This is a genomic window from Pseudogemmobacter blasticus, assembly GCF_003071405.1.
Classification (GTDB): Bacteria; Pseudomonadota; Alphaproteobacteria; order Rhodobacterales; family Rhodobacteraceae; genus Pseudogemmobacter; species Pseudogemmobacter blasticus.
In genome coordinates this window covers 131,711-157,147 of sequence record NZ_CP020471.1, presented here as the reverse complement: position 1 = coordinate 157,147, position 25,437 = coordinate 131,711, and the positions used below count along the sequence as shown (strand labels likewise).

At 59.5% G+C, this 25,437-nt stretch carries 19 protein-coding genes and 3 pseudogenes; 12 read left to right on the top strand and 10 right to left on the bottom strand.

From position 1 onward, the window contains the following. Nucleotides 1–95 precede the first annotated feature (95 nt). The 6 genes from B6K69_RS17960 to B6K69_RS17935 are packed head-to-tail and all read left to right on the top strand — an operon-like array spanning nucleotide 96 to nucleotide 5,373. A complete protein-coding gene (locus tag B6K69_RS17960; protein WP_108645100.1) occupies nucleotides 96–1,301 on the top strand; it encodes an ABC transporter substrate-binding protein in 1,206 nt (401 codons plus the stop codon). Between the two features lie 9 nt (nucleotides 1,302–1,310). Continuing rightward, nucleotides 1,311–2,078 (top strand): ABC transporter ATP-binding protein, encoded by a 768-nt coding sequence (locus B6K69_RS17955; RefSeq protein ID WP_108645099.1) that lies wholly within the window; start codon nucleotides 1,311–1,313, stop codon nucleotides 2,076–2,078. Next, complete coding sequence (locus B6K69_RS17950; RefSeq protein WP_108645098.1) at nucleotides 2,075–2,788, top strand: ABC transporter ATP-binding protein; 714 nt, start codon at nucleotides 2,075–2,077, stop codon at nucleotides 2,786–2,788. The genes B6K69_RS17955 and B6K69_RS17950 overlap by 4 nt, the downstream gene beginning before the upstream one ends. Nucleotides 2,789–2,790: 2 nt before the next feature. Further along, nucleotides 2,791–3,675, top strand: coding sequence for a branched-chain amino acid ABC transporter permease (locus B6K69_RS17945; RefSeq protein WP_108645097.1), 885 nt, complete (start codon nucleotides 2,791–2,793; stop codon nucleotides 3,673–3,675). A gap of 7 nt (nucleotides 3,676–3,682) precedes the next feature. Further along, the gene (locus tag B6K69_RS17940; protein ID WP_108645113.1) at nucleotides 3,683–4,621 is read left to right on the top strand and encodes a branched-chain amino acid ABC transporter permease; all 939 of its coding nucleotides are present in this window, start codon (nucleotides 3,683–3,685) and stop codon (nucleotides 4,619–4,621) included. A gap of 14 nt (nucleotides 4,622–4,635) precedes the next feature. Continuing rightward, nucleotides 4,636–5,373: an SDR family NAD(P)-dependent oxidoreductase gene (locus B6K69_RS17935; RefSeq protein ID WP_108645096.1), complete on the top strand. Its 738-nt coding sequence runs from the start codon at nucleotides 4,636–4,638 to the stop codon at nucleotides 5,371–5,373. A gap of 190 nt (nucleotides 5,374–5,563) precedes the next feature. Here B6K69_RS17935 and B6K69_RS17930 read toward each other — a convergent pair. The 3 genes and pseudogenes from B6K69_RS17930 to B6K69_RS18685 all read right to left on the bottom strand — a co-directional run. Further along, nucleotides 5,564–5,668 (bottom strand): annotated as a pseudogene (locus B6K69_RS17930) (IS5/IS1182 family transposase); the annotation flags it as partial. Between the two features lie 139 nt (nucleotides 5,669–5,807). Next, on the bottom strand, nucleotides 5,808–6,773 hold the full coding sequence (locus tag B6K69_RS17925) for a formylglycine-generating enzyme family protein (protein WP_164682025.1): 966 nt from the start codon (nucleotides 6,771–6,773) through the stop codon (nucleotides 5,808–5,810). Between the two features lie 508 nt (nucleotides 6,774–7,281). Beyond that, nucleotides 7,282–7,667 (bottom strand): annotated as a pseudogene (locus B6K69_RS18685) (transposase); the annotation flags it as partial. A 41-nt stretch (nucleotides 7,668–7,708) separates the two neighbouring features. On the opposite strand from B6K69_RS18685, the pseudogene B6K69_RS18585 reads away from it, so the two are divergent. Further along, a pseudogene (locus B6K69_RS18585) lies at nucleotides 7,709–7,882 on the top strand (transposase domain-containing protein); the annotation flags it as partial. 104 nt (nucleotides 7,883–7,986) lie between these two features. Here B6K69_RS18585 and B6K69_RS18070 read toward each other — a convergent pair. The 4 genes from B6K69_RS18070 to B6K69_RS17895 form a co-directional block, all read right to left on the bottom strand. Continuing rightward, nucleotides 7,987–8,568 carry a hypothetical protein gene (locus B6K69_RS18070; RefSeq protein ID WP_164682024.1) on the bottom strand — a complete coding sequence of 194 codons (582 nt, stop codon included), beginning with the start codon at nucleotides 8,566–8,568 and terminating at the stop codon, nucleotides 7,987–7,989. Between the two features lie 395 nt (nucleotides 8,569–8,963). Further along, nucleotides 8,964–9,920 carry a LytTR family DNA-binding domain-containing protein gene (locus tag B6K69_RS17910; protein ID WP_164682023.1) on the bottom strand — a complete coding sequence of 319 codons (957 nt, stop codon included), beginning with the start codon at nucleotides 9,918–9,920 and terminating at the stop codon, nucleotides 8,964–8,966. A 198-nt stretch (nucleotides 9,921–10,118) separates the two neighbouring features. Beyond that, on the bottom strand, nucleotides 10,119–10,595 hold the full coding sequence (locus B6K69_RS18065; protein WP_123876602.1) for a Hint domain-containing protein: 477 nt from the start codon (nucleotides 10,593–10,595) through the stop codon (nucleotides 10,119–10,121). After that, nucleotides 10,592–11,773: a Hint domain-containing protein gene (locus tag B6K69_RS17895; RefSeq protein ID WP_228156885.1), complete on the bottom strand. Its 1,182-nt coding sequence runs from the start codon at nucleotides 11,771–11,773 to the stop codon at nucleotides 10,592–10,594. The genes B6K69_RS18065 and B6K69_RS17895 overlap by 4 nt, the downstream gene beginning before the upstream one ends. A gap of 708 nt (nucleotides 11,774–12,481) precedes the next feature. On the opposite strand from B6K69_RS17895, the gene B6K69_RS17890 reads away from it, so the two are divergent. The 5 genes from B6K69_RS17890 to B6K69_RS17870 all read left to right on the top strand — a co-directional run bounded on the left by B6K69_RS17890 (nucleotide 12,482) and on the right by B6K69_RS17870 (nucleotide 20,322). Further along, the gene (locus tag B6K69_RS17890) at nucleotides 12,482–15,403 is read left to right on the top strand and encodes a Hint domain-containing protein (protein ID WP_108645089.1); all 2,922 of its coding nucleotides are present in this window, start codon (nucleotides 12,482–12,484) and stop codon (nucleotides 15,401–15,403) included. A gap of 24 nt (nucleotides 15,404–15,427) precedes the next feature. Continuing rightward, the gene (locus B6K69_RS17885; RefSeq protein ID WP_335602908.1) at nucleotides 15,428–16,762 is read left to right on the top strand and encodes a peptide deformylase; all 1,335 of its coding nucleotides are present in this window, start codon (nucleotides 15,428–15,430) and stop codon (nucleotides 16,760–16,762) included. Continuing rightward, nucleotides 16,759–17,976 carry a glycosyltransferase gene (locus tag B6K69_RS17880; RefSeq protein WP_108645087.1) on the top strand — a complete coding sequence of 406 codons (1,218 nt, stop codon included), beginning with the start codon at nucleotides 16,759–16,761 and terminating at the stop codon, nucleotides 17,974–17,976. The genes B6K69_RS17885 and B6K69_RS17880 overlap by 4 nt, the downstream gene beginning before the upstream one ends. A gap of 735 nt (nucleotides 17,977–18,711) precedes the next feature. Then, nucleotides 18,712–18,975 (top strand): LuxR C-terminal-related transcriptional regulator, encoded by a 264-nt coding sequence (locus B6K69_RS17875; protein WP_108645086.1) that lies wholly within the window; start codon nucleotides 18,712–18,714, stop codon nucleotides 18,973–18,975. A gap of 387 nt (nucleotides 18,976–19,362) precedes the next feature. Beyond that, nucleotides 19,363–20,322, top strand: a complete 960-nt coding sequence (locus tag B6K69_RS17870) for a helix-turn-helix domain-containing protein (RefSeq protein ID WP_108645085.1) — start codon at nucleotides 19,363–19,365, stop codon at nucleotides 20,320–20,322. Nucleotides 20,323–20,455: 133 nt separating this feature from the next. Here B6K69_RS17870 and B6K69_RS18475 read toward each other — a convergent pair whose 3' ends face one another. The 3 genes from B6K69_RS18475 to B6K69_RS17850 all read right to left on the bottom strand — a co-directional run bounded on the left by B6K69_RS18475 (nucleotide 20,456) and on the right by B6K69_RS17850 (nucleotide 24,977). Further along, nucleotides 20,456–21,331 (bottom strand): LuxR C-terminal-related transcriptional regulator, encoded by an 876-nt coding sequence (locus B6K69_RS18475; RefSeq protein ID WP_228156883.1) that lies wholly within the window; start codon nucleotides 21,329–21,331, stop codon nucleotides 20,456–20,458. Nucleotides 21,332–21,736: 405 nt separating this feature from the next. Further along, nucleotides 21,737–23,572: a Hint domain-containing protein gene (locus B6K69_RS17855; RefSeq protein WP_108645083.1), complete on the bottom strand. Its 1,836-nt coding sequence runs from the start codon at nucleotides 23,570–23,572 to the stop codon at nucleotides 21,737–21,739. Nucleotides 23,573–24,059: 487 nt separating this feature from the next. Beyond that, nucleotides 24,060–24,977, bottom strand: a complete 918-nt coding sequence (locus tag B6K69_RS17850) for a GNAT family N-acetyltransferase (protein WP_108645082.1) — start codon at nucleotides 24,975–24,977, stop codon at nucleotides 24,060–24,062. Nucleotides 24,978–25,437 lie beyond the last annotated feature (460 nt).

The following is a 25,437-nucleotide window of genomic DNA, read 5'->3' as shown; positions in this document are numbered from 1 at the left end:
GCGATGGTGCCCCCGGCACGTTTGGCCGGTTTCGTGAAGATGTGCCTGCGGAGCGCTGAGCCGACGTGTCACAGCCAATATAACGGGAGGAAAAGATGAGAAAATTCAAAGGATGCGCTTGTGCGCTGATGGCCTGCACCGCGCTGACCGCACCGGCCCTTGCCCAGGACGGCGAAATTCATATCGCGCTGATGACCGATCTTGCCGGCGCCACCGCCGACTATGGCGGTCAGGGTGCGATCGAGGCCGTGAAGATGGCGGTCGAGGATTTCGGTGGCGAACTGAACGGCAAGCCGATCAAGATCGACTTCATCGACCATCAGAACAAGCCCGACATCGCCGTCACCAAGGCCCGCGAGGCCTATGACAGCGGCACCGACATGATCATCAACCTGTCGAACTCGGCCGCCGCACTTGGCGTGATGGAGATTGCCAAGGCCAAGGACAAGGTGGTGATCGTCACCGGCGCCGGATCGGACAAGATCACCGGCGAGGCCTGTTCGACCAATGCCATCCACTTCGCCTTCAACTCGTATTCGCTGGCCAATTCGCCGGTGCAGGCGCTGGCGGCGTCTGGCGATACAAGCTGGTTCCTGATCGTGTCCGACTTCGCCTACGGGCTTTCGGTCGAGGCGGCCGTGACCGATGCCATCGCAACCGCGGGCGGCACGCTGACCGGCAACGTCAAGCACCCCGCCTTCATGGCCAGCGACTTTTCCTCCTATGCGCTGCAGGCAATTTCATCCGGCGCGCAGGTGATCGGGCTGTCGAACTCTTCCTCCGACACCACCAACTCGATCCGGGCGCTGAAGGAATTCGGCATCGGCGACGATCAGAAGATGGTGGCCTTCACCCTTTTGATCAACGAGATCCACGGCCTTGGGCTGGAACAGGCCTCGGGGCTGCTGTTCGCCGATGCCTTCTACTGGGACCGCACCGAGGCCAGCCGCGAATGGTCAAAACGGTTCTATGACCGGGTTGGCCGGATGCCGAACATGGTCAATGCCGGCGATTATTCCGGCACCCTGCACTATCTGCGCGCGGTCGAAGCCGCCGGCACCGACGATGCCGCCGCTGTTCTGGCCAAGATGCATGAAATGCCGGTCAATGATGTCTTTGCCGAAAACGGCCGCGTGCGCGAAGACAACATGATGGTGCATGACATGTACCTTGTGCAGGTCAAGACGCCGGAAGAGTCGAAATACGACTGGGATTACCTGAACGTGCTGGAGACCATTCCCGCCGAAAAGGCCTTCCGGCCGCTTGAACAGAGCAAGTGCCCGCTGGTCACGAAGGGCTAGGCGCGGCCGATGACCCATATCCTTGAAACGGTTGACCTCTGCAAAGAGTTCAGCGGGTTCCGGGCGGTCGACACTGTTTCGCTGAAGGTTCGTGAGGGCGACATCCACGCCCTCATCGGACCGAACGGCGCGGGCAAGACCACCGTCTTCAACCTGCTTACCAAGTTCCTGCCCGCAAGTTCGGGCAGGATCCTGTTCGACGGGCAGGACATCACCGGCATGAAGCCTGCGCCGCTGGCCCGGCGCGGGCTGGTGCGCAGCTTCCAGATCTCGGCCACGTTTCCGCATCTGACGGTGCTGGAGAATGTGCGCGTTGCCCTGCAGCGGCGGCTGGCGCCGACCTTTGCCTTCTGGCTGCCCGGACGGGTGCTGTCGCGGCTGGACGGGCAGGCGATGGAACTGCTGGAACAGGTCGACATGCAGGATTTCGCCGCCGTGAAGGCGGCAGACCTTCCCTATGGACGCAAACGCTCGGTCGAGATCGCGACCACCCTGGCGATGGAGCCGCGGGTGATGCTGCTGGACGAACCGACACAGGGCATGGGCCATGAGGATGTTGAGCGGGTCACCCGGCTGATCAAGCGGGTGGCGGCGGGGCGCACCATCCTGATGGTCGAACACAACATGAAGGTGGTGGCAGGGATCTGCGACCGCATTTCGGTTCTGCAACGCGGCGCGATCCTGGCCGAGGGCAGCTATGCCGAAGTCTCGGCCGATCCGCGGGTGCTGAGCGCCTACATGGGCAGCGAGACCGAGCTGGAAGGGGCCCACGGATGAGCGAAACCGTACTTTCCCTGAAGGATATCAACGGCTGGTATGGCGAATCCCATGTACTGCATGGCGTCAGCCTGGATGTGGCCCGCGGCGAAGTGGTCAGCCTGATCGGCCGCAACGGCGCCGGGCGCACCACGATCCTGCGCGCGATCATGGGGATGCTGGACCAACGGACCGGCACGCTTGCGGTCAAGGGCCGCGACATGAGCGCCACCCCCGCGCACCGCATGGCGGAATGTGGCCTTGGCTACTGCCCCGAAGAGCGCGGCATCTTCGCGAGCCTGAGCTGCGAAGAAAACCTGATGCTGCCGCCGCCGATCCGCGCCGGGCGCGACATGGCGATGTCGCTGGATGAAATCTATGCGATGTTTCCCAACCTCAAGGAACGCGCGCAAAGCCCCGGCACCCGCCTTTCGGGCGGCGAACAGCAGATGCTGGCCATTGCCCGCATCCTGCGCACGGGCGCCGACATCCTGCTGCTGGACGAAATCTCGGAAGGTCTGGCGCCGGTCATCGTGCAGACGCTGGCGCGGGTGATCCGCGATCTCAAGGCGCGCGGCTTCACCATCATCATGGTCGAGCAGAACTTCCGTTTCGCGGCGCCGCTGGCCGACCGCTTCTTCATCATCGAGCACGGCACCGTGGTCGAGGAAATCCGTCAGGCCGATCTGGCCGCGCGGATGGACGATATCCGCACCTGGCTGGGGGTCTGATCATGCCGGAAATCTTTGGCGTTCCCGTCCCCGTTCTTTATGGTCAGTTGCTGCTTGGCTTGGTCAACGGCAGTTTCTACGCGCTGCTCTCGCTTGGCCTTTCGCTGATCTTCGGCCTGCTGAACATCGTGAACTTCGCCCATGGCACCATGTACATGCTGGGCGCCTTCCTTGCCTATTTCCTGCTGCAGCCGCTGGGGCTGGGCTATTGGTGGGCGGTGGTTCTGGTGCCGATCATGGCGGCCGGCCTTGGTATCGTGATCGAACGCACGATCCTGCGCCGGATCTACAAGCTGGATCATATCTACGGCCTGCTGGTCACCTTCGCGCTGACCATGATCATCGAGGGGGTGGTTCGGGTCTGGTTCGGCGTCTCGGGGCTGCGCTACCCGGTGCCGGACTCGCTGTCGAGCATGGTGGATCTGGGCTTCATGAAGCTGCCGGTCTATCGCGCCTGGGTGATTGTCGCGGCCCTGGGTCTTTGCCTGATGACATGGGCGGTGATCGAGCGCACCCGGCTGGGCGCAATCCTTCGGGCGGGCACCGAAAACCCCGCGCTGGTCAAGGCCTTCGGGGTGAATGTGCCGCTGCTGGTGACGCTGGTCTTCGGCTGGGGCGTCGCACTTGCCGCCTTTGCCGGCGTTCTGGCGGCGCCGCTGATGCAACTGACCCCGCAGATCGGCCATTCGATCATCATCACCGTCTTCGGCGTCGTGGTGATCGGCGGCATGGGTTCGATCCTTGGCTCCATCGTGACGGGCCTTGGTCTTGGCCTGCTCGAAGGCCTTACCAAGGTTTATTACCCCGAGGCCTCCTCGACGGTGATTTTCGTGGTGATGATCCTGGTCCTGCTGGTGCGCCCGCATGGCCTGTTCGGAAAACAGTGAGGCAGCCATGACAATCAACCGCAATCTGATGATCGCTCTTGGCCTTGCCGCGCTGGTTGTGGCGCCGGCCTTCATCTACCCGATGCTGATCGTAAAACTTCTGTGCTTTGCGATCTTCGCCTCGGCCTTCAATCTGATGCTGGGCTATACCGGGCTCTTGTCTTTCGGCCATGCGATGTTCTTCGGCTCGGCGGGCTATGCGCTTGGCGTGACGACCAAGTTCCTGAACTGGCCGCCCGAACTTGGCATTCTGGCCGGCATCGCGGTCGCGGCGCTGATCGGATTTGTCGCCGGTGCGGTCGCCATCCGCAGGCAGGGCATCTATTTCGCCATGATCACGCTGGCGATTTCCCAACTGATCTATTTCGTCGCCATGCAGATGGAATGGACAGGGCGCGACGACGGCTTTCACGGCATTCCGCGCGGGCGGCTGTTCGGGCTGATCGACCTTGAAAGCGACCTGGCGCTTTATGGCCTTGTCGCGGTCTGCTTCGTGCTGGCGCTGCTGGCGATCCACCGGATCGTCACATCGCCCTTCGGCCTTGCGCTGACCGCGATCCGCGAGAACGAGCCGCGTGCCGTTTCGCTTGGCTATGATGTCGAACGCTACAAGGTGCTGGCCATGACGCTTTCGGCTGCGCTGGCGGGGCTGGCAGGGGCGCTGAAGGCGCTGGCGCTGTCCTATGAATCGCTGAATGACCTGCACTGGGCGCTTAGCGGCGAGGTGGTGATGATGTGCATCCTTGGCGGGCTTGGCACGCTGGGCGGGCCGGTCGCAGGGGCGTTCTTCGTGATCCTGCTGCAGAACTTCCTTGCCGACAAGGTGGGCGAATGGCTGTCGGTGATCATCGGCGTGGTGTTCCTGTCCTGCATCCTGGCCTTCCGCAAGGGTCTGGTCGGCGAAATCGCCGCCTGGATGGAACGCAGCCGCAAACCCAGCCCCTGACAGGAGAGCAAGCGATGAAGGGACGTTCCGCAATCGTCACCGGCGCCGCGCGCGGGCTTGGCCAGGCGATCACCCGCAAGTTTCTGGAGCAGGGCGCGCGGGTGGCCATCTGGGACCAGGACGCCGCCGCCGCCCGCGACAGCGCCGAGCAACTGTCCGACATTGGTCCGACCCATGCCTGCGCCGTCGACATCACCTCGCCCGAGGCGGTGGCGGCGGCCTATGCCGATACGCGCAAGATGCTGGGCGAGATCTCGATCCTGGTCTGCAATGCCGCCGTTCCCGGCCCGAACATGGCCGCGGCCGAGCTTTCGGTCAGCGACTGGACGCGGGTGATGGAGGTCAATGTCACCGGCACCCTGCTGTGCTGTCAGGCGGTGATCCCCGATATGGTGGCGCGCGGCTATGGCCGGATCGTCACCATCGGATCGGTGGCCGGCAAAGAGCCCGGGCCGAAGATCGCGGCCTATGCCGCCAGCAAGGCCGCAGTGATTTCGCTGACCAAAACCTTGGGGCGGGAACTTGCAGCCACCGGGGTCACCGTGAACTGTGTCGCCCCCGGCGCGATCCGCACGCGGATCTTCGATGGCTGGCCCGAAAGCTATGTGCAGGAGCTGCTGGAGAAAATCCCGATGAACCGCTTTGGCACCCCCGAGGAGCTGGCCGAAATGGTGGCCTTCGTCGCCTCGCGCCGGACCTCGTTCTCGACAGGTGCCATCTTCGACATGTCGGGTGGGCGGGCGGATTACTGAGTTGAGCGGAGGTCACTACGGCTGGCGCAGGTCAGCGGCCGGACGCGGTGGGGGATCGCGGAGGATCTGTTCTTCGGTGAACTCCGATCTGCTCTTGCCCGGCCCTTTCCCTGGGCCAGACGCGAACATCAGATGGACGAGGTATCGGGTGTCACAGCATACGCCACGGCGATCCGGTGCGTGCGATTCAGAAAATCCCACCCAGAACAAGGCGGTGGTTCAGAGGGTTGCGCCCATTCGGAGCGCGGAGGCCGAGGATGAAGCGCTCATGGAACGCCCACTCCTCATCCGACATCAGGTCTCATGCCAAGCTGGTCTCCATCGCAGATACCCGCCTGAAACAAGATCAGAACTCCCTGTGAATCCCTTTTGTCAACACGACATACCCTATAACGCGGAGAGTGGTCGAACTACCACCGTCGGCATCAAGGGCGCTATTGCTTGCTTTCCTGCACAAGAAGTTCTCTGATAAGGCGAAACCCGAAGAAAGCGCGCCTGTAATCCTCTTCAGGGCGGAAACGGTGCGCTGGCCGCAGGCCATCCATAGCCGTGTTGAATGCCCCGCCCTTGCCGACCCGTCGGCAGGGTGACTTCGCCTCGGCCTCCGCCAGATAGGCACTGTCCGTCGCCAGTCCCAGATGCGTGTCGGTCCAGCATGAAAGCGTAATCTCTGCAACATTCCCGGACATGTGTCGAACACCCCAGGCGTTTGCAGCCTCCAGTTCGTTGACCGGAACCGGGGCTTTCCGCTCGATGATATCCGGTCGTGGCATCTTGAGCAGGTTCTCGGTGGCGCTGCGCGAAAAATTGGCCTGGTCTGACCTCAGTTCATCGCCTTGCGCGAAGGGTGTATCCGTCCCGGCGCGGGCGGCATATTCCCACTCGGCCTCGGTCGGCAGACGATAGACCTGCGCACCGACCCGGCGGTTCAGCCAGGCAACATAATCCTGCGCATCAAGGTAAGAGACATTGATCACAGGGTGCTGTGGCCCAAGTGTTCGATAGCCGGTCATTGTCAGCACGCGGTGATCGGGCACATACGGACATCCCCCGTCTGCGACACAAGACATCCATTCGGCATGGGTCACCTCATTGCGGCCGATGGCATAGGGGATATCCATCTCGACCTGATGGCGGGGGTGTTCGCTGGGGATGATGTTGATTTCATCAGGTCCGCGAACGCGGAGAACGAAATCCTTGGCGTCAACCGGACCATAGATGTCGAACGGATCCTTCGACTCGCCCGGAACCGCCCCCATCATGAATGAACCGGCCGGCATGACGACCATTTCAGGGCACTGATCGCAGTCCTTGAAAACAGAAAACGGGGGAAGGCTTCCATGAGAAACGACTTGGGCACTGGCAGGCCGGTCTGCGCAGGAAATGGCTGCAACGATCATCAACCCAAAACCTGCAGCAAAACCGAGTGACATGCCCTAGACGCACCCCGCAACCGATCTGACTTGCGACATTCAGGCACCCGGCTGACTTGCTCCGCAACCCATGCTTGAATTCCGTGCCTGACATGTCAATCTCAATCCACCTCTATGGTTTGGCCGACCGCCGGAGGTGACCCGAGGGCACTGCGTCAGCCGAAAACCGAGCCAGAGCAGCCTTCGGCTTTCTGGGGTTTAGCGATGTACCTGACATTGAAGGAAGTCTCTTCCTTCGTGGGCAACCGCATCAAATTCACCGCGATGCGTACACAGACGTCTGGCGCGGAGACCGTGTCCGAGGAACTCAGCTCGCCACGGGTTGTTCTCCCGTCTGCGGAGGTCAGTGCGGCATATGGCTCGTCCGAGCGCCAGGAGACCGACAACAAGAGATCACCATCCACGCGGAACGTCTCGTCCAGAGGCAGACGGTAGACAGCGTTCACGGCAAGATAGGCCCCGGGGGAGCATCGCCCCGTGTCGAGCGGTACCGATAGACGCGCGGATCGCGATCTCGACGAGTGCACGGGCGCGCCTCTGCGAATAGCCCTTCTCGGTAATGCCCCAGTTCACGGTAGATCTCCTCGAACTGGCCCTCAGAGATTTTTCCGAACATCTCGCGCAGCGTCGAAATGTCCGGATGGACTCCGCCAGAAGTTTCTTCAGCTTGGCGGTCTCATCCTCGAGCGCCTTCAACCGCTTCGCGTCCGACATCTCCATGCCACCATACTTCGAGAGCCATTTGTAGAAGGTTGGCTCGCTCACCCCGTGCTTGCGGCAGAGTTCCGCCGCGCTCAGACCGGCCTGGTGCTCCTTCAGGATTCCAATGATCTGTTCTTCCCTGAACCTGCTGCACCTCATCGTCCGTCTCCTCTGTCAAGGAACAGACTACCCCCAGAGTGGGGAGGTTTCAGGGGAGCAGGTCAGCGCGCATCGCATCTCTGAACGCCACCGCAAAGGTCAACGGCGTCAAACCCTTCGCCTACCTCAGGCCAGCTTTGGAAGCAGTCACCGCCGGCCACCCGCAGGCCCAGATCGACGACCTTCTGCCCTGGAACTTCAGGCCGTCAAGCTGAAAGCAGGTGAGGCGGCGACGCCGCTTACTCCCTAACGGACCACCAGGCCTTAACGGCCAGAGCGCCTTCATGCCACAAGTCGGTCCAGCGCGGTTGGTCTGACTTTACTTTTCCAAATCAACGGTTCCAGTCTCCGAAGAGAACAGTTTGTCCCACCTCGTTCCTGATCGTGGTGTCCGTTCTGAAATCAATTTTCTTAGGTGTGACATCATGAGTGGAGACTTCGCGCGGTTGACCGTATTGAACAGCGTGCTTGCCTCCAGGTCTTTTGGCAAAATGCTTCTCAGGTACTTATCTTCGCGGGGAATCGTCCATAAATGGATGCCTTTTCGTGTTTGATCTAGAGAAACTCCGATATCAACAAAGCCTGAAGAATAGCTAATATCATCAAGTGAGGGATAATTGCATCCGAGCAAGCAAGCCGTCCCGGTGCCAAGGATGTCTGTTTTAAAAATATTGCCACACTTCTTGTGGAAGAAATAATTCTTCCAAGTCGGTGCATCATTGTCTTTTTTTACTACAAGCGCGTTGGCTTGGTAGCCAATCGAGTTGACATCCAATGGAAGTTTGCGTGTGTACTCTAAAGTTTTTCTTACATAATCTGATGGATAGAAGATATCGTCATCAATCGTGAAAACAATATCCTCGGGCTGAACGGAGAACGCAAACTTTCCTGCGTCCTTCAAGTCATGCTTCGGAATGATTACTTCAACATTCCTGAAGCTCGCCAACCAGTCCGGCAGCTTGGTATAATTGTTAAGACATACATATACCCTGTCAACCTGCGGCGCTATCTGCTTAAGAACACGAAGGACAAGGTTATGACGAGGGGGGAACGTCGCTAGGTGCGCTCTAATCATCATTCATCCACATTTACAATGATCACTCGGAACAGATCATCGTAGGATCTTAGTTTTATGGCGGCGGGGATCAAGGCATTTCTGTATCTCCAGCGGTGGGGATCATCCGCCGCTGTCATGGCTTTGTGGCGTTAAAACTTCATGCCGAGGTTCAGTCCGGCGGTGCATCCGCATGCGCAAACCCGCTTGACTGGGACGGACCCGTTACCGAAGTCCTGGCCCTAGGCCCCATTTGCCTTGCGCCACGCCTCATGGCGGCTGCGGAATTCTTCCTTCAGCCCTCTGGAAAGGGCCACGATGCCAAGGTGGGCCGTCTCGACCCCGTATCTGCCCGGCGCCAGTTTCACGACGGATTTCGTCTCGGCGTAGGCCACCCAGAAGGATCGGTGAACGCGCATCCCCAGCTCTTCGGGAATTTCAGCGCACGCGACCGAAATCTTTTCTTTCACGAGGATCACACCGTTTGCGGAAGTCACCCTTAGATAGTGTTCCTCGGCCTCAAGAAGCCTCAACTCGTCGGACCGGAAACTTCTGTCGCCTATCCTGATGATTGGAGCGGCGCCCTTGGGCGGACCAAGCGGCGCACTTGCATTATCGGGACCGCCCTGATCACTGACATAAGAAACTTCACCGGCCTCCACCCCCGGGGACGGCAAGACAGGCTCCGCCAGAGTCTGGGCGCGGGAAAACACCGTGATGCGCGAAATCTCGTAGTCATCAAGAGAGCTGATCCTGAAAAACCTGATAACCACCTGCTCAAGAACAACGATGACCGGCACCACCAAGGCCGCCGACATGACAACTGAACTTAAGCTGACGGCACTTATTGCTTCAACATGATGAAACGCTGCCATTCTTGAATACTCTGACAGCAAGGCCGATCCGAAATATCCAATCGGCGTATATCCAGGAGCCAACCATACCTGCGAAAGCAGAAGGTGCAGAACAGAAAAAACAATCAGCCCGAAGAAGAAACACGTTCCAGAAATGATCGCGATTGTTGTATCAACAAAAACGGAACCCGTTCCTGAAAACGTCGGATTATAGATCGTGGCAACAAGTATGGCCGATGGAAGGCTGAAGGCAATCAGCGATTTCTCAAGAAAGATCTTCAGAAATCGACCATCCGGAAAATAGTAGATTGGTCCGATAGAAAATACGATAAGTTGCGGCCTCATAAGCGGGTCACCTGTCATTGGCGATATATACTAACGGTGCGGCCAAAACCAACATCACCAAGTTTCGCAGCACATTGCGCCTGCGACGCATTCCGCTTGGCCATACATATCGTATCAGGCTACAGAGAGCCTTCGGGCCACAACGCCCATCCGCTTCTTTGAGAGGCTCGCATTATAAGTTTCCCAAATCAAGGGACTTCAATCCTGCCATTCCTGCGGTCTTGGGCGCCTGAAGGGCGCACTGGCCGTAGTGCCCCGCCCCTGCAACAACATCTTGTCCATCAAGTACAGCGCTACCCCATCTGCAAGAATGATGGCCGGGCGCTCAGGGATCAGGACAAACAGAGTGGCTGGCACGATGACATCATTGCCAAACACATGCGCCGGTATGAATGTGCAGCCAAAGTCGCCTGACATGCCCTTCGAAATCGGGCGCGCCACAAGCTGATGGCGGCTGACGATCATGTCCTGACGAGGTCTATTGACACCAAATCGCCCCGCCTCGATGCGAGTCAACCGAACCTGAGCGGCACTACATTGGCGACTACGGACATCGGCAAGCTCGACATGACTGTCGGTCAGCGCATCATAGATGCGATCGCCAGTATTCAGGTCTTCTACCAGAGCGATCTTTCCGCTCCGGCAGATTTGAACGGGTGTCTGCGCGACGATCAAGTCTGGCACCTGCAGGGCTGATACGATTCAGGTTCGCTTTCCACGGGTTGCCTTGGTTCAGCCTGTCGCTGGGCCTTGCTGCCCATGCGCTCGGCCAAGCGACGCGCACGGCGGCCGCGAACCAGCATCCGCGCCGGTTCGATCAGCGCCGCATGGTCAAGTTCGGCCAGGTGGGGGAAGATCTCGAAGATTTCCCTGCGTGACGGTTCTGGCAAAGCTTTCATCGCCTCGGGGCCGGTAAACAGGCTCTCGGTCGGTGCACCGTTCGAAAGCACGATGTGATGCTTGCCCAGCAGGAAGTGCCAGTATTCGACGGGCTCAGCGTCCTCAGCAACGTCGACGCCGGCAAGGCCTGTCAGATGCTTGGCCGCCACCAGCACCTCAGCCTTCCCGAACATGCGCTCTACAATCGCCGAACGCACCAGAACGCGATGCTGCGGAGACACGACCAGATCAGCCCTCGGCAAACCATCGCCAAGCGCCCCACATTTGATTCGGATCGGTTTGAGATGCGGGTGCCGCGCAAGATCGGCAGCACCGATCAAAACCCTTCCGATCCACAAGATCGGCTGCGGGCCGGAATCAAGTGTCATGATCAGATCGCCCTGCCGCAGATCCTCGATCGCGACATCGCCCCCGTCGGCAAGGATCATTGTGCCGCGCGTGAAGCAGGGGACAACGGGCAGGTTCGGAAGGGCTGCGCCAATATCGTCGCCCGACGAATTGTCAGTCGCGCCCGAAAGATTGAAGACAAGGGCCTCGGTGCCATCCAGGCTCTGTGCAGTGATGAAGCTTGCCGGCAATGACAGGACAACCGTGCCGTCGCTCAGGAAAAACGTATAGACCACAGGAACTGCAACCGGCGCCCCTCCATCAATGGAAACCGTAACGCCTGCCAGCGGAAGATATTGCTGAACGGTAAGCTGGGTTGCACCGCCATCGAATGAAACCCAGTCATCAAGGCCAGAGCCAAAGAAAGGGCTTGAGTGAGTGTGTTCAAGAAGAACATCGAGGCCGATCGTCCCTTGCGGGCCGGTGTAGGTCTGCGTTTCATTATAGGTCGAAGAGGCGGCCGATCCCATGGATTGCGCCGCAAGCACGCCAGCCGCGTCACTGGTCAAAGACGATACAGAACCGCCATAAGGCGAACTCAACACCCAGGTCTTGATGAAGGCCATAATCCGGTTACCCTTTAACCTGCACTTGTTTCACTCTTTACTCAGTCACGACACCGCGCCCGCCCTGCGCGAAAACCCGCTTGGGCAGCGGGCAGACCAAAACGCAAAGCGGCCTACCCCACCGGCTTCGAAACCATTCCGAATTCAATTGCGTGCAGAGAATTGCACAGGTCATCTGTCTGGCTGCGCGGATAAGGCGGAATCACTGCCGCAGCCGGAAACCAAAGGCGACAGGCACATTCGTGGACAGTTCCATGCGCATAAGAAAACTCATGAAATGTATGTATGCAGACATTTCGCAGGGGCGCCTGACATGAGTTGTCACGCTGATGCAGGTCTGCGTGCAAGAGCGGAGGTGTAAGTCAAGCCAGACCGCATCCTGCACGAAGCCTCCCCCGGCGTCTCGAATCCTGCCTTCAGCTTCGGGAAGGCCGCGGATTGCAGGCCATTGATCTGGCGATTGCCGGCAAGGCTTTACTTTTCGTGATCGCCAGCCATGCCGCTCGGTGCATTTCACGAAAATTTCGATACATTTCGCGTTGATCAATGCAAGTGGTTAAGCAGACGCTTGGTCCAGGGCAGCCTCGGCGTTACCCTCGAACTCATAGACCTTTCCCTGTCATGGGTAATGAGTAGCTACCGTTCAGCCGCAGGGCCGCGCGACGGTTTTGTCTATGCGCCCCCCCCCCTTTAAGCGTTGGTGAAACGATGGCGAATATCTCTGGAACCGGCGGCAATGACTCGGTAACGATCAATGCAAGTGGCGGTACGCTTGGATCGAATGTCACCATCACCGCGTCCGCAGGTGTTGGGTTTACCAGCGGGCAGCAGGTCAACGACATCGCTCTCGGGAGCGGCGACGACAACATCGTCATCACCAATGCCTCGACAGCGAACACCTCCATCAACGGCTCCATTGGGCTCGGCGCAGGAAACGACACGCTCGTGGCGACCTCCGTGCGCTCCTCGGGGGTGATCGACGGCGGGGCGGGAAGCAATTTCTTCACGCTGACCAATGTAACGGTCAACAACAACGTCAACCTGGGCACAGATAACGGCGTAAACCACTCGATCCAGATCACCAACAGCTCGATCCAGAGCAACGTCTTCGAACAGGGCAACTCAGCCAACACCACCGTCGGCATCTCGGGCTCGACCATTGGTCAGGCCGTGTCAATGAACAGCACGGTCGGCAGTTCGGTCACGATCGGCACGTCAAGCGTGGGCACCAACGTGTCGCTTGGATCGGGCAATGACAGCGTAACCATCACCCAATCAACCGTTGCCGGCCAGATCCTTACGGGGGCCGGCAACGATTATGTGTCGCTCGCCACCGTGGGAATGACCGGCTCTTCCATCTCGGCCATTCAGCTTGGCACGGGCAATGACACCCTGGTCGGGACATCGGTCAAGGTGTCGGGCGCCTATGATGCCGGCACCGGCAGCAACCAGTTGACGCTGACAAGTTCGACCATCGCCGGCAACCTGAACATGGGCAGCACCGATGCAACGGCCAGCAACACCGTTGCCCTGAACGCATCGTCGATTGGCGGGCAGATTTCCGCCGGAACGACCTCACTTGCCAATGTGCAGATCACCGGATCGACGGTCGGCAACGGCATTGCCAGCAGCGCAACGGCATCGACCAGCGTCAGCATCGGCACCTCGTCGCTGGCCGGCAACATCGTCACGGGAAATGGCGGGGATACGGTCAGCATTGCCAATACCACGCTGAACAACACCCAGATCCAGACCGGCGCGGGGGCTGACAGTGTGGTTCTGCAGAATGTCAGCACCGTGGGGGCGACATCCATCAACAGCATCGACCTGGGCGCAGGCGCGGATACGCTGCTTGGCACGAACATCCGGGTGCAGGGCGCCATCGACGGTGGGGCAGGAAACAACCAGATCACATTGAATGATGCCACCGTCGGCGGCAACATTGCCTATGTCACTGGCGATTCCAGCGCGAACACCACCCTTGTTCTGAACAACACCTCAGTCGGCGGAAAAGTAGACAACGAGTTGGCCTCGTCGTTGGCGCACTTCACCATCACCAATTCGACGATCTCTGGAACAGCCGGCCTTCGGGCCGAAGATGCCGTCGGCTCGACGATGTCAATATCGGGGTCCAGCATCAACGGCCCGATCGAGGCCGCCGGCTCGGGCGCAGGAACGGATTCGATCTATGTCACCGGGTCAACCATTTCTGGCGCTGTCAGTATGCTTGCGGGGAATGACTCTATCACGCTTGAAGATACGCGTGTGGGTGGCAACCTGGATGCCGGTAACGGAAACAACCAGATCACTGTCTCAGACAGCACGGTGGCCGGAAACATCGTCTACAGCAATACGGGCGGGTCTGCCACGCTGTCCGTCGTCAACGGGTCCAGCGTTGGCGGATATATTGACAACGCTAGCGGGTCTTCACTTGCAAACATCGTGATCGACGGTTCAACCGTCAGCGGAAATCTGGGCGGCTTCGGTGTCAGGTCCGAGGACGCAGTTTCCAGCAATATCACCATCACCTCGTCCAGCATCACAAGCGGCGTCTGGACAAGCAATGGTGTCGATTCCGTGGTAATCGGTGCATCGACGGTGGGCGGAGAGATCACACTTGGCGCGGGTGCGGATTACCTGAAGATCGACGGCTCCCGCGTTAACAACCAAATTCGGTCGGGAGATGGTACTGACACTGTCAGGATCCACAGCTCATCCACCATCAACGGCCCGGTGCAGGGGGATAGCGGGACTGACCTTCTTGAACTTGGCGGGCAGTGGACAATCACCCTGGCAAATGCCGCAACGCTGAGCGGTGGCGGAACGACGACAACGGTCACAAACCTTACGGCCGGCAATGTGATCGGCTGGAACGGCGGCCAGATCACCGGCACCGTCAGCCTGGGCGGGTCTGGCGATACTTTTGCCGTCAACACCTTTGAACAACTGGAATCCGTTCCCTGCTTTGCCTCTGGCAGCATGATCGAGACCGATCAGGGGGAATGTGCGGTCGAAGATCTGGATGTCGGCATGATGGTGCAGACAGCCGACCACGGCCTTGTTGCCATTGACTGGATCGGAAGCCGGATGTTCGGCCCCGCCGACCTGGCGCGTATGCCGGAATTGCGGCCCATCCGCATCAAGGCCGGCGCGCTTGGCAAGAACATACCGGCCGATGACCTGCTTGTTTCGCCGCAACACCGCATGGTTCTGCGGTCAAGGATCGCGCAGCGCATGTTCGCCGACCAGGAGGTGTTCGTGGCCGCCAAGCATCTTGTCGGCCTGCCCGGCGTCGAGATTGCCGAGGATGTGGAAACCGTCACCTACTGGCATGTCATGTTCCGGCAGCATGAGGTGATCTTTGCAAACGGCGCCCCGACCGAAAGCCTGCACTTGGGCAAAGAGGCGCTGAAGACATTGACGGGTGACCAGCTTGACGAAATCCGGGCAATCCTGCCCGAAATCTTCGGGGCCGATTTCGAGGTGACAGTTGCAAGGTCTGCACTGGCGCGGCGGGCGGTTTCGGGTCTTCTGGCGCGGAAGTTCGTCGAACGCACCTCGAAGGCGTCGAAACCTGCGGTCGAGCCGCCGAAAAAATCTGAGCCTTCGGCACGCCCTGCAATCAACTGACATCGCCACACCCGCGAGGTTCCCGTGCCGTCATACCTTCATTATTCAGACCCACGACTGGGGCTTCCGGTCGCGGGGGCCTCGGTCTCTGATCCGCGGGTGTCGCAGATCGTGAAGGTCATGACCGATCAGATGCGCGGCACGGACTGCCGGGTTCTTGCCGCGCCCATGATCGGCTTCGGGATCAAGGCCATCGTGCTGATGAATGACGGCACAGGCGTTGAACTGCTGAACCCAGTGCTGATCGACATGGGAAATTTCCAGTTCAACCCCGCCCGGCGCAATCCGGTGCTGAAGGGACTGGCCCGCCCTGCATGGGTGCCCCGCCGCATTGTCGTAAGGGCACAGCGCCATGATGGCAGTTTCAGTGACGTGGCGCTTGAAGGGAGCATCGCCGAAGAGTTCGCGCTTTGCATGGAATTCATCGAGGGAAGGAACCCCTGCACGGGCCTGTCGTCCTTTGAACTTTCCGTGCTGAACGACGCCGCGCAAGGTCTTGAATCCTCGGCTTTCCGGCAGTTGCACGACGCGATCTTCAATCTTGCGCAGCCCCCGGATTTGCCAGAGGGACAAGCGCCGTCCTTTCCCGGTCTGCTGTGGTCTCCGACCTGTGATCTGGCCTATTTCGATGCGGCGCCCGCGGGCGGCGACCCGGGCGAAGCGCAAACCCTTTCGCCTTCGCAGGACGATGGGTTGAAGCTGGATTTCGCCCGCCCCCTGTACTGCCGGACGGATGTGAACTTTGCCCAGGCCATCGCGCTTGCCTTTGTCAGGCCAGAGACCACCGTTCTGCTGCGGTCCCCCCGTGTTCCGCTGTTCCCGGCGATCGCCACGATCCTGCGGCCCGACCTGACCTTCCAGGTGGTCGAAGAGAACCATCAGCGGGCAGACCTGCTGAACCGGCTGGCGGTTCCCGCCCTGTCGAAGCTGCGCGTCAAAATCGGCACGCTGGACGAAACGGCCCAGGATCAGCAGCCCCGCACGGTTGGCGCCGTGATGCTTGATCCGTTCGTGAAACCAACGAAAACCAGCGAGGCGCGGGATTTCGAAGCGGCGATGCGGCGGATTTCCCGCACCCTTGCCTCTGACGGGTTCATGTTCCAGCCCGTTCTTGATGACCCGGACACCACCGAATTCACAAAGCGGGTGTATTCGAAGATCTTTCCCGCGGTCCTGACCTTGCAGGCGGGCAAAGAGGTTGTCGTCATCGGGGCCAGAACCGGGGCCCCGCTGGCGGCGGTGCAGCAAAGCATCTGGGCGATCATGCAAAGGCACAGTGACATTGTGCCCTTCCTGCCCGAGCATTTCACGATAACGGCCATCAGCAAGGACGTTCCGGAAGACAAGCGCGACGCATGAAGGTTCTCTTTGCCCATAACGCGATCTTCGGCCAGTTCCTTCACTTTGCCCCGTGGCTAAGGGAAAGGGGGCATGAGGTCGTGGTGCTGCATCGCGACAAAGCCGCCCCCGGCGGCGATGCCGGCCTTGTCAATTTCAATGACGAGCCCTGGCACCTGGACAATCAGGCGCAGCATCTGCGAGAGGTCGAGAATGCCGTCGCAACGGCGGCCGGCTCTGCCAGCGCGGCGCTGAAGCTGCGGGACGCCGGCTTTTCGCCGGACATCATCATCGCGCATTGCGGCTGGGGCACCGGGCTGCTGCTCAAGAATGTCTGGCCGCGCGCCAAGTACATTGCCTATCACGAATGGCTTTACCGGGCGAATGCGCTGGCGCCCCCGGACACGGTGGCAGAGCTGACGGCGGACCGCCTGGTCAACTTTGCGCATGATGCGGCACGCAACATGCCCATCGTTCTGGAATTCCTGAACGCGGATGCCTGCTGGACGCCCAATGAATTTCAGGCGTCCCAGTTCCCGAAGATGTTCCGGGACAAGATCACCATCACGCATGACGGTGTTGACGTTGACAAGCTGAAGCCCGACCCCGAGGCCAGAATTGATTTCCCCTGGCTGAACCTGAGCGGGACGGAAAAGATCGTCACCTATATCGGCCGGGGCTTCGAACCCACGCGCGGCTTCCCCGACTTTCTGAAGGCGATCGAGATCCTGCAAAACTCGATGCCGGACCTGCACATCGTGATCATCGGCGAAAACAAGGTGGCCTATGGCGAAAAGCTGCGGGCCGGAGACAGTTGGCTGCACCGAACGGCCGATTCCCTGAACCTGGACTTTTCCAGAATTCACCTGACGGGAACGATAGACCACGCGCATCTGCGCCGTATTCTGGCCGCCGGCACCGTGCATGTCTACCTGACCGCGCCCTTCGTCCTGTCGTGGTCCCTAGCGGAATCCATGGCCTTGGGCTGCGCCGTGGTCGCCTCTGACCTGCCGGCCGTGCAAGAGCTGATCACCGATGGCGAAAACGGCCTGCTGGCCGCGCCGGGCGATGTCAGGGCAATCGCCAAGCAGATCAAGCGCTGCCTGGAAAACGCCAAGCTACGAACAAGGCTTGGCCAGGCGGCGCGAGAGTCAATCGTCCGCAACTTCGACATGAACCAGACCTTTGAATTCAGGCTGAAGCAAATGCAGGCCCTGATCAAAGACAAGGACTGATGCCCGATATCCGGCGCGGTTGCACCAACGGAACAATGGGTGATCTGCGCAGCGTTCCGGTTGCGCGAAGCTGATCGCCCATTGCGGTGAATTGGGCGGCAAAGACCGCCAGGCCATGGTAGCCAAGGGCGGCGGGGGCGCTCGGTCTTGCAGATGCGGGTCCGGCACGCGACGGCGCCGCAGGCACCAGCGGCGCCCGTGCTGCGATGGCCCGCTTGCGGCTGCGACGCCAGCGCACGGGACAGCTCTCCCTCGCGGTAGAGTCGACGCAGAGCGCTTCCCGACGCGGCTGACACCAGTAAGTTCACTAAGTAAGAATCCCCGTTCCTTTGCCACTTCTTCCAGCCCTGAACGGGCTTCGGCCCTTCGGTGCTGCCCCGCAAGGCAGGCAAGGCTTCATCTTCAAGCCACAGCAGTTCCTTGATTCATTTCGCCTAACGCAAGAGCGCGGCATGGCAGCTCCACCCTGTCGCGCTTGCGCGAAAGGGTGATGCCCATCTGCGGCAGGTCCGTGGCATTTCTGCTCCAGACCATTCAGATGCCTGCCACAAAATTTGCTTCCGCTGCACATGTTTGAAAGTGGATTTCGCATCGGGGAATACCCATAAGTAATTTATAGATAACAGCACCTCATCCAGCCGGATCTGGCGCCCCTCTGAAACGCACAGAAACCGAAACTGACCTGAATCATGCCGAAATCAGAATGCGCTGGTCGCCATTTACTGGGGGAATGGTATGCGACTTGAAGACCTCGCAACATCCGCCGAAAGCGGAGTTCATCTTTCGCCGCGAGAAAAGGATGTATTGCCGCTGCTGCTTCAGGGGCACACCAGCAAAGAAATCGCGCGGGCGCTGTGTGTCAGTCCCCGTACCGTTGATATCTACAGATCGGCAATTCTGGCCAAGATGCGCGTCCGCAAGACCGCGCAACTGCACTATGCGTTAACCAAGAGGCACACGCTGTCGGTGGCCGATCGCACGGGGGTGGCAGGGGCCTGAACGGTGCTGGCGAGCATAGGCCAGAATCCGGCCTGTTGAAGTCGTACCGGGTCAGACTGTGCCCCGGATGACACTCTGATGGCGCAAGCCAGGCTCCGGGGCCACGGATCGTTAAAGCCGAACAGAATCTTGATCCCGTTCGGCTGCTTGAAGGTGGCGGACGGTCACATTGATCGTCGCCCCCTTTCCATGCGCAAACTCGATGCCAGGCGATGCGCCTTGCGCCAGGTCACGCCGGTCATCTGATGAAAACCATGGTGCTCCGCACGCGCCGATCCTCAACACGCGGTTTGCCATGGCTTTTCGGCGAAACCCGACGCAGCGGTTCCATCTGTTCTTCGGGCAGACAGAAAGGCGGATCATCATCCGCCATTGGCCCCAAACGGCATGATCTGGCTGGCGATTTTTTTATCGCCACAGATGCCATGTGATATTACTCTATTGTACGACACCCTGCTGCCATGCCGCGGCATGGCAACAACAAAGAGGTTCTTGGTGCGCGAACACGTTGCGTTAAAGCCGCTGTCCGCTGTTCAGATCCGTAGCGTCTTTGGGGATAACCTCAGACAGCTATGCGCGCGCGAAAAATCCGTTTCGAAGGTGTGTCGAGAGATCGGCGTAAATCGAACCCAGTTCAGCCGGTATCTGAGTGGAGAGGCGTTTCCCCGACCAGACCTCTTGCTGCGGATCTGCACTTATTTTGGCGTGGATGCCAATATCCTTATCCGGCCGCTTCCGAACCAAAGCACCCCGACAGATCCAGACATCCTTTCCCAAAGCTTAAGTCGCCTTGCCAGTTACCTGCCCGGCACCAGATACGGCCTGACCGAGCAACAAATGCCGTCAGGCATCTATCGCATCTGGCGCCGATCGTTCATGTGGCCGAACTATGTGTTCTGCACCGTGTGCAGGATTTGGCGTGAAAGTGGATTGGTGCATTTCAAGGCATATGAGCCGACCTCGACCAATCTGCTGTATCTGGACGGTGAGCCAACGCTTCCAGAACGGCGTCTTGGGCGTAATGTCGTCATGCGGCAATATCGCGGCTTTGCGCTTGGCGTGAACCAGTCCGTCTGTATCATGACTGCCCCGCCCGACAATGCAACGGTCATGCGTGTCACCTGCCTGAACCCCGGATTCGAAGGTATTCCACAGGTTTTCTCCGGATATTGTTCGCTGTTGCGCGGTCTGCAGCCTGGGGCCGTAACCGTTTCGGGGGCCATAATGGAGCCACTTCGCGTTTCATATGGGGAACTGCTGGGATTTGCGCGGCGAAAGTATTTCTACACCGCAGATGAACTGCCAAGCCGGCTGGCACGCTACATGTTCGAGACGCCAATCCTGTAGCATCAGCATTCCGCCGGTAAAGCCACACCAAATTGAGTGTGACCCACTACTGAAACCAGTCTTCTTGCGAAGCCAGCCCAGGCAGAGCAGGAAAGATCAACGGTCCCTGCCCAAATCCGCTCGAACAAGGGGGCTACTCGTCCGTAAACAGATCCGGATAGCTGGCGCGCAGCGCGTACAGCATCTGCACGGTGTTATGGGCACGAAACTTGCTGAGCAAGCTGGACCGATAGATGTCAACTGTTCGGGGGCTGATTGCCAATTTGGCAGCCACCTCTTTACTGCTTAACCCGCGGGCAAGCAGGGCAACCACTTGACGTTCGCGCGCCGTCAATTGCACGCGGCGTTCGTCCATGCTGCCTGTCTCACGCGCAGGCTTAATCACCGGCGACACCGGAACTGACAAAACGCTGCTCAGTTCGGCCGACAGGGCACTGCGAAGCAATATGGTTGGCCGGCGGCTGAGTTGGCTCAAGAGAGCGCGATCAGCCATCTGAAATGAAATCCCGTAAAGAATGAAGATTTCGACGTTCAGCAAAGCTGCCGCCGCAGAACCGAAACTTGTAGGATCTCTTGCATCGACCCGGGCGTGATGACCTGCATCAAAATTGGCAGTTATACCCGCTTCTTCACTGATGAAGCCAACGGAATCTATCGTATAGCCCAAAGCATAAATAAGGCGCAGACATGCGCTTTCTGGCGTGATGAGTGGACCAAGCCTTTGCGCCCCGTTAATTCCATCTGAAACCACCTCATGAAATGTATTCTCGGGCACCAGAGACAGAATCGCATCAAACGATTGCCCGACCGGAAGATTCAATTTATGGCCTTTTGCGTGCTCGCCGCGATCCAGCTCAAGGATATGGGCCTCAACATTGCGCGCAATCGGATCAAGAATGGCATCCAATACTTCGGTGGAATTTTCCATTTGATGCTGCAAGACCAGCAATTTCGGTTCTTCCTGATTGGTCAAGACACCTTTCGAGATCTTTCTAATGATTTTTGCCATCTATCTGATACTGATCACTTAAGGTCATGCCGCTCACTATGATCGGTCGCGCAACCGATCTTCTGTTCTCATGCCTGGATTGATTCGATGCACCCCGAAGAACCGGCAGTGAGCATTGCTAGACTTATCTGAGAAATACGATAGCGCTCACACACTTAGGTAATAGCGCCTAAGCTGCGCATCGTAATCTATGGCAAAAATGTTAATCTCGACTGCGGGCAGATTTGGCGACGCTGATCTTGGCGCGATCAACAGAGCACGCCCCCCTGCTGCTGAGGGACGTGCTGCGTCTGCCGTGGCGGACTCCCGCGCCTAATCTGCTCATGCCGCCTAGGCGCCATGCTGAAGCCAGAGGGATCGCCCCCTCCGGGTTTGCGCAACACGTCTTGGCGGCCAGCAGGAAGGTCAGACCGCCCGCAACAGCGGAACGTCGTTCTTTTCGTGGCGTTCGACCAGCTTCCTGGCATGTTTCCCGCAGAAGATCGGGCGGGCAGGCACGGGCAGGGTTTCCGGGGTCTGATGCTGCAGCTCGGGGAAGATTGCAAAGATCTCTTCCCGCGCGGCATCCGAAACCATCTTCAACGCTTCGGTCCCGGTATACATCGATTCCGCAGGCGCGCCTTCGGCGAAGACCACGCGATGATCGTCGAGCAGGAAGTGGAAATAATCCACCTCGGTCAGATCAGTCGCGACCTCGATCCCGGCAATGCCGACCAGATGCCTGGCCGCAACCAGCCCGACCGGGCTGCCGAAGATCCGTTCGGCAATCCGCGACGTAACCATGAGGCGGTGTTGCGGTGACACGACCAGATCGCGTTCCGGCAGACCCGCCCCCATGGACCCGGCCCGGATGCGGATGGGCCGTAGCTTCGGATTCGCCTGCATCTCTTCCGCCCCGATGCGGCGCGAGCCGATCCAGCGAACAGGCTGGAAGCCCTGATCAAGCGTTGCCACCAGAGTGCCATGGCGCAGCTTTTCGATGGGCATCGGGCCGCGGTTGGTTTCGATCAGCGTGCCACGGGCGAAGCAGATCACGCCGGTGTGTTCGGTGTTCATCACCCCGCTGCCGACCAGCGTGAAGGTCACCGTCGGCCCACCCTGGAACGCGATGAAGTCCAGCGTGCCCGGCGTGCTGGTGGCCGCATCATGCTGCATCGCCTGCAGCGGGTTGGTGAAGCTGGTGCCGTAGGTGGAGTTGTACAGCGCCAGCGTGCTTGCGTTGTACCAGGGCGTCAGATCGACAAAGTCGTTGTCGGTCTGTGTCGTGTTCGCACCGGCGGTTTCGCCCGCGCCGAAGTCAGACAGGAACACGCTGTCGGCCGCCCCGCCTTCGATAATGAAACGGTCATCCCCGCTGCCGCCGGTCAGGTTGTTGGACCCCGCCCCGCCGGAAAGCGTGTCGTTGTCTGCACCGCCGTCAAGGGTGTCGTCGCCAAGACCACCATAAACCGAATCGGCTTCGGAGCCGCTGTAGATCAGGTCGTTATCACCGTCCCCAAAGATGGTGTCATTGCCGCCGTCACCGTAAATCGTATCATTGCCCGCGCCGCCCAGAAGAGAGTCGGACGCACCAACAAAAGCGCCAGAGCTGGTCAGCGAGACATTGTCGATGATCGGCTGAGTAACCGCGCCGTTTGCGGTGATCGTGTAGATTCTGACGGTGATGTTGCCGGTGGCTGTCGTGGCACCGGGAGGAATGTTGAGGGTGATCGCATCGGTCACCATCGTATCCTCAGAGCCGCTCGGGTATCGGTAGTTGCTGGTGCCGACCACCGTGCCGCCCACCACGAACTCGGCATAGACCCGAGAGGCGTTGGTGAACTGGCTGCCAACGTCAAGCGTCAGTTGATAGGCTTGCGTCGAATCGTAGGCCGCACCCGTATCCTGCTGAATTCCCCGAAAGATGTTCCAGTTTGCGGGATTTCCTGCGCCTGAGGCGGTGACAGCTGTGCTAAAGTACTGCCCTGCGCCATCGGTGAAGGGATGAACCTGTTGCCCGATTGCGCCCCCCGATAAGGTCAACCCGGACGGAGTGGGCATGACGGCCCAGCCAGCCGGAACCGTGCTGTTCCATGCTGCCGGAAGCGCGTTGCCCTCGAAGGTCCCGTTGGTGATGTACTCATTGCCGGCCGGCGTCTCATCACCATAAATCAGGTCATTCCCTGCCGCACCGGAAATCGTTTCCGAGCCAAAGCCGCCTTCGAGTACTTCGTTTCTTGTGCTTCCGGTCAGTACAGCCACGTTGATCCACCTTCGAGCCGATGTTGCGCGCAGCGTTCAGTGAGGAGAGGCAAATGTGCCGGCAGCCTGCTGCTTGCGGGGATTTTGCCGCTTGGCGACAAGTGCGACAATTATGTAAGAACACCTAGTCTGGCCCCGAGGAGATGATCATGCATATGATTTTATTGAATTAATTTCTGAAAAGCCACGCCGGAATCCGTCGGATCAGAGGGAAATCGCCGCCTTGTGCGCCATAGTTCCGGACCACCCAGCAGGCTGTCAGGGCAGCCCAAGGTGGCAGGATCGCGGGGCAGACATCCGTTGAAGCGCCCAGCCCTACGCAGGCCGGTCAGCAGATTCGATGGGTATCCCGGCCCAGATCGGTGACAAGTGCCGCCCGGAACGATACGGCGGCAAGCCTGCTGTCGACGCGGCCAACGCCCTGGATCGGCAGTTCTCGGTCAATACGCCCAACACGGTCTGGATTGGGCCCCGGAAGCGTGGCAGCCTATACGCGCATGCGCGACAGCATGATCGGCAACCCTTCCGGTGCGAACGACCCTCGGACCATCAAGGGTGTAGGATAGGGGTTTGGAAGCACGTCATATTCCGGCGCCAGAAGATCGGGCGTCAGATGCAGGATCACCCGGGAACCAGCATAGGCCAAAGCGGCCGCGATATCCTGCACCTGTGGGATGGATGCGGCGATGACATCCAGAAGGATCATTGCTTTGCCTTCGCGGCCCCGGACAGCGATGATCGCATCCAGATCGGTCAGATGCAGCACCTCGATACCGGGGTTCGCCAACGCCGCCATGAAAAATGCAGACGCGTGATCGCGGGTTGATGCGACCAGGGATGTTGGTGCCCTTGTGGCAAAGCAAGTCTTGATCAGGTCGATGTCCTTTGCCTGATCCATGGCAAGGCGGCGGTAACGCGGAGCGTGGAGCGAGGGCTGCACGGAAACCACGAAGGCGCTCGACGGCACCGGCCTGAAGCCCCATGGCACAAAGATATCTGGCTTGTCTGTGGTAAAGACAATCGGGCAGGAACGATTGTCGGCATGGGCAACCACTTTCTGGATCAGGTCGGTGAACAGCCCCTTGCCGCGAAAATCAGGCCTGACCCCGACCGATTGAATTCCCAACGCCTGGATTTCCGTGCCCTGAAGGCAAAGCCGACGCGGGAAAATGCTTATGTTCGCGGCCAGCTCGCTGCCATGCCACCAACCGAACGTGACAGTTTCTGGATCATGGCCGATCGAAAGCAGCGGGGACGCGTCGACAGAAAAGATGTCACGGATGAACCGTATCAGCCCGGGCATGATCGTTTCGCCCGAGATCGGGCCTGCGTAATGCCAGAGCTGTTGCGGATCTGATCTGGCCATTCGTCCGTTGCAGCCGATTACCCGCATAGCATCGACCATCGGATCGGCTGTTGCAAGGTGAGGGCGCCGGAGGCCAGTTCGCCGGCTGCGGCACGGGTCCGTCACGGGATGCTGCTGCCATCGGTGGTTGAAGGCCGGTCCAGGTCAGACGGGCAAGCGCTATTGCGGGGCAGGTCAGGAATGATAACCATGTCTTCGACATTCCATCAGTTATGAGGCCGTTGTGAGCGACAAGCAGAGGCCCTCAAGGGGCGCCGGATACTTGTTGTCGGGCGCGAAAAGGCGGGTATTCCCGTGATATTGCCCTGTGTCGCACGCAGCGCCGGCCTGAGGCGGTTGGTGTTCAAGCCGTATTCGGCGGACAAGCCGAAGCCATCCGTCATTCGCGCCAGACAGCGCAGGGGCCTGCGGCACGAACAGGCGGCATGTGAACCATGCTAAGCGACCTTTTAGATGCAGACTACTATCGGCGCCTGTCAGGATGCGATCAGGGGGTCGG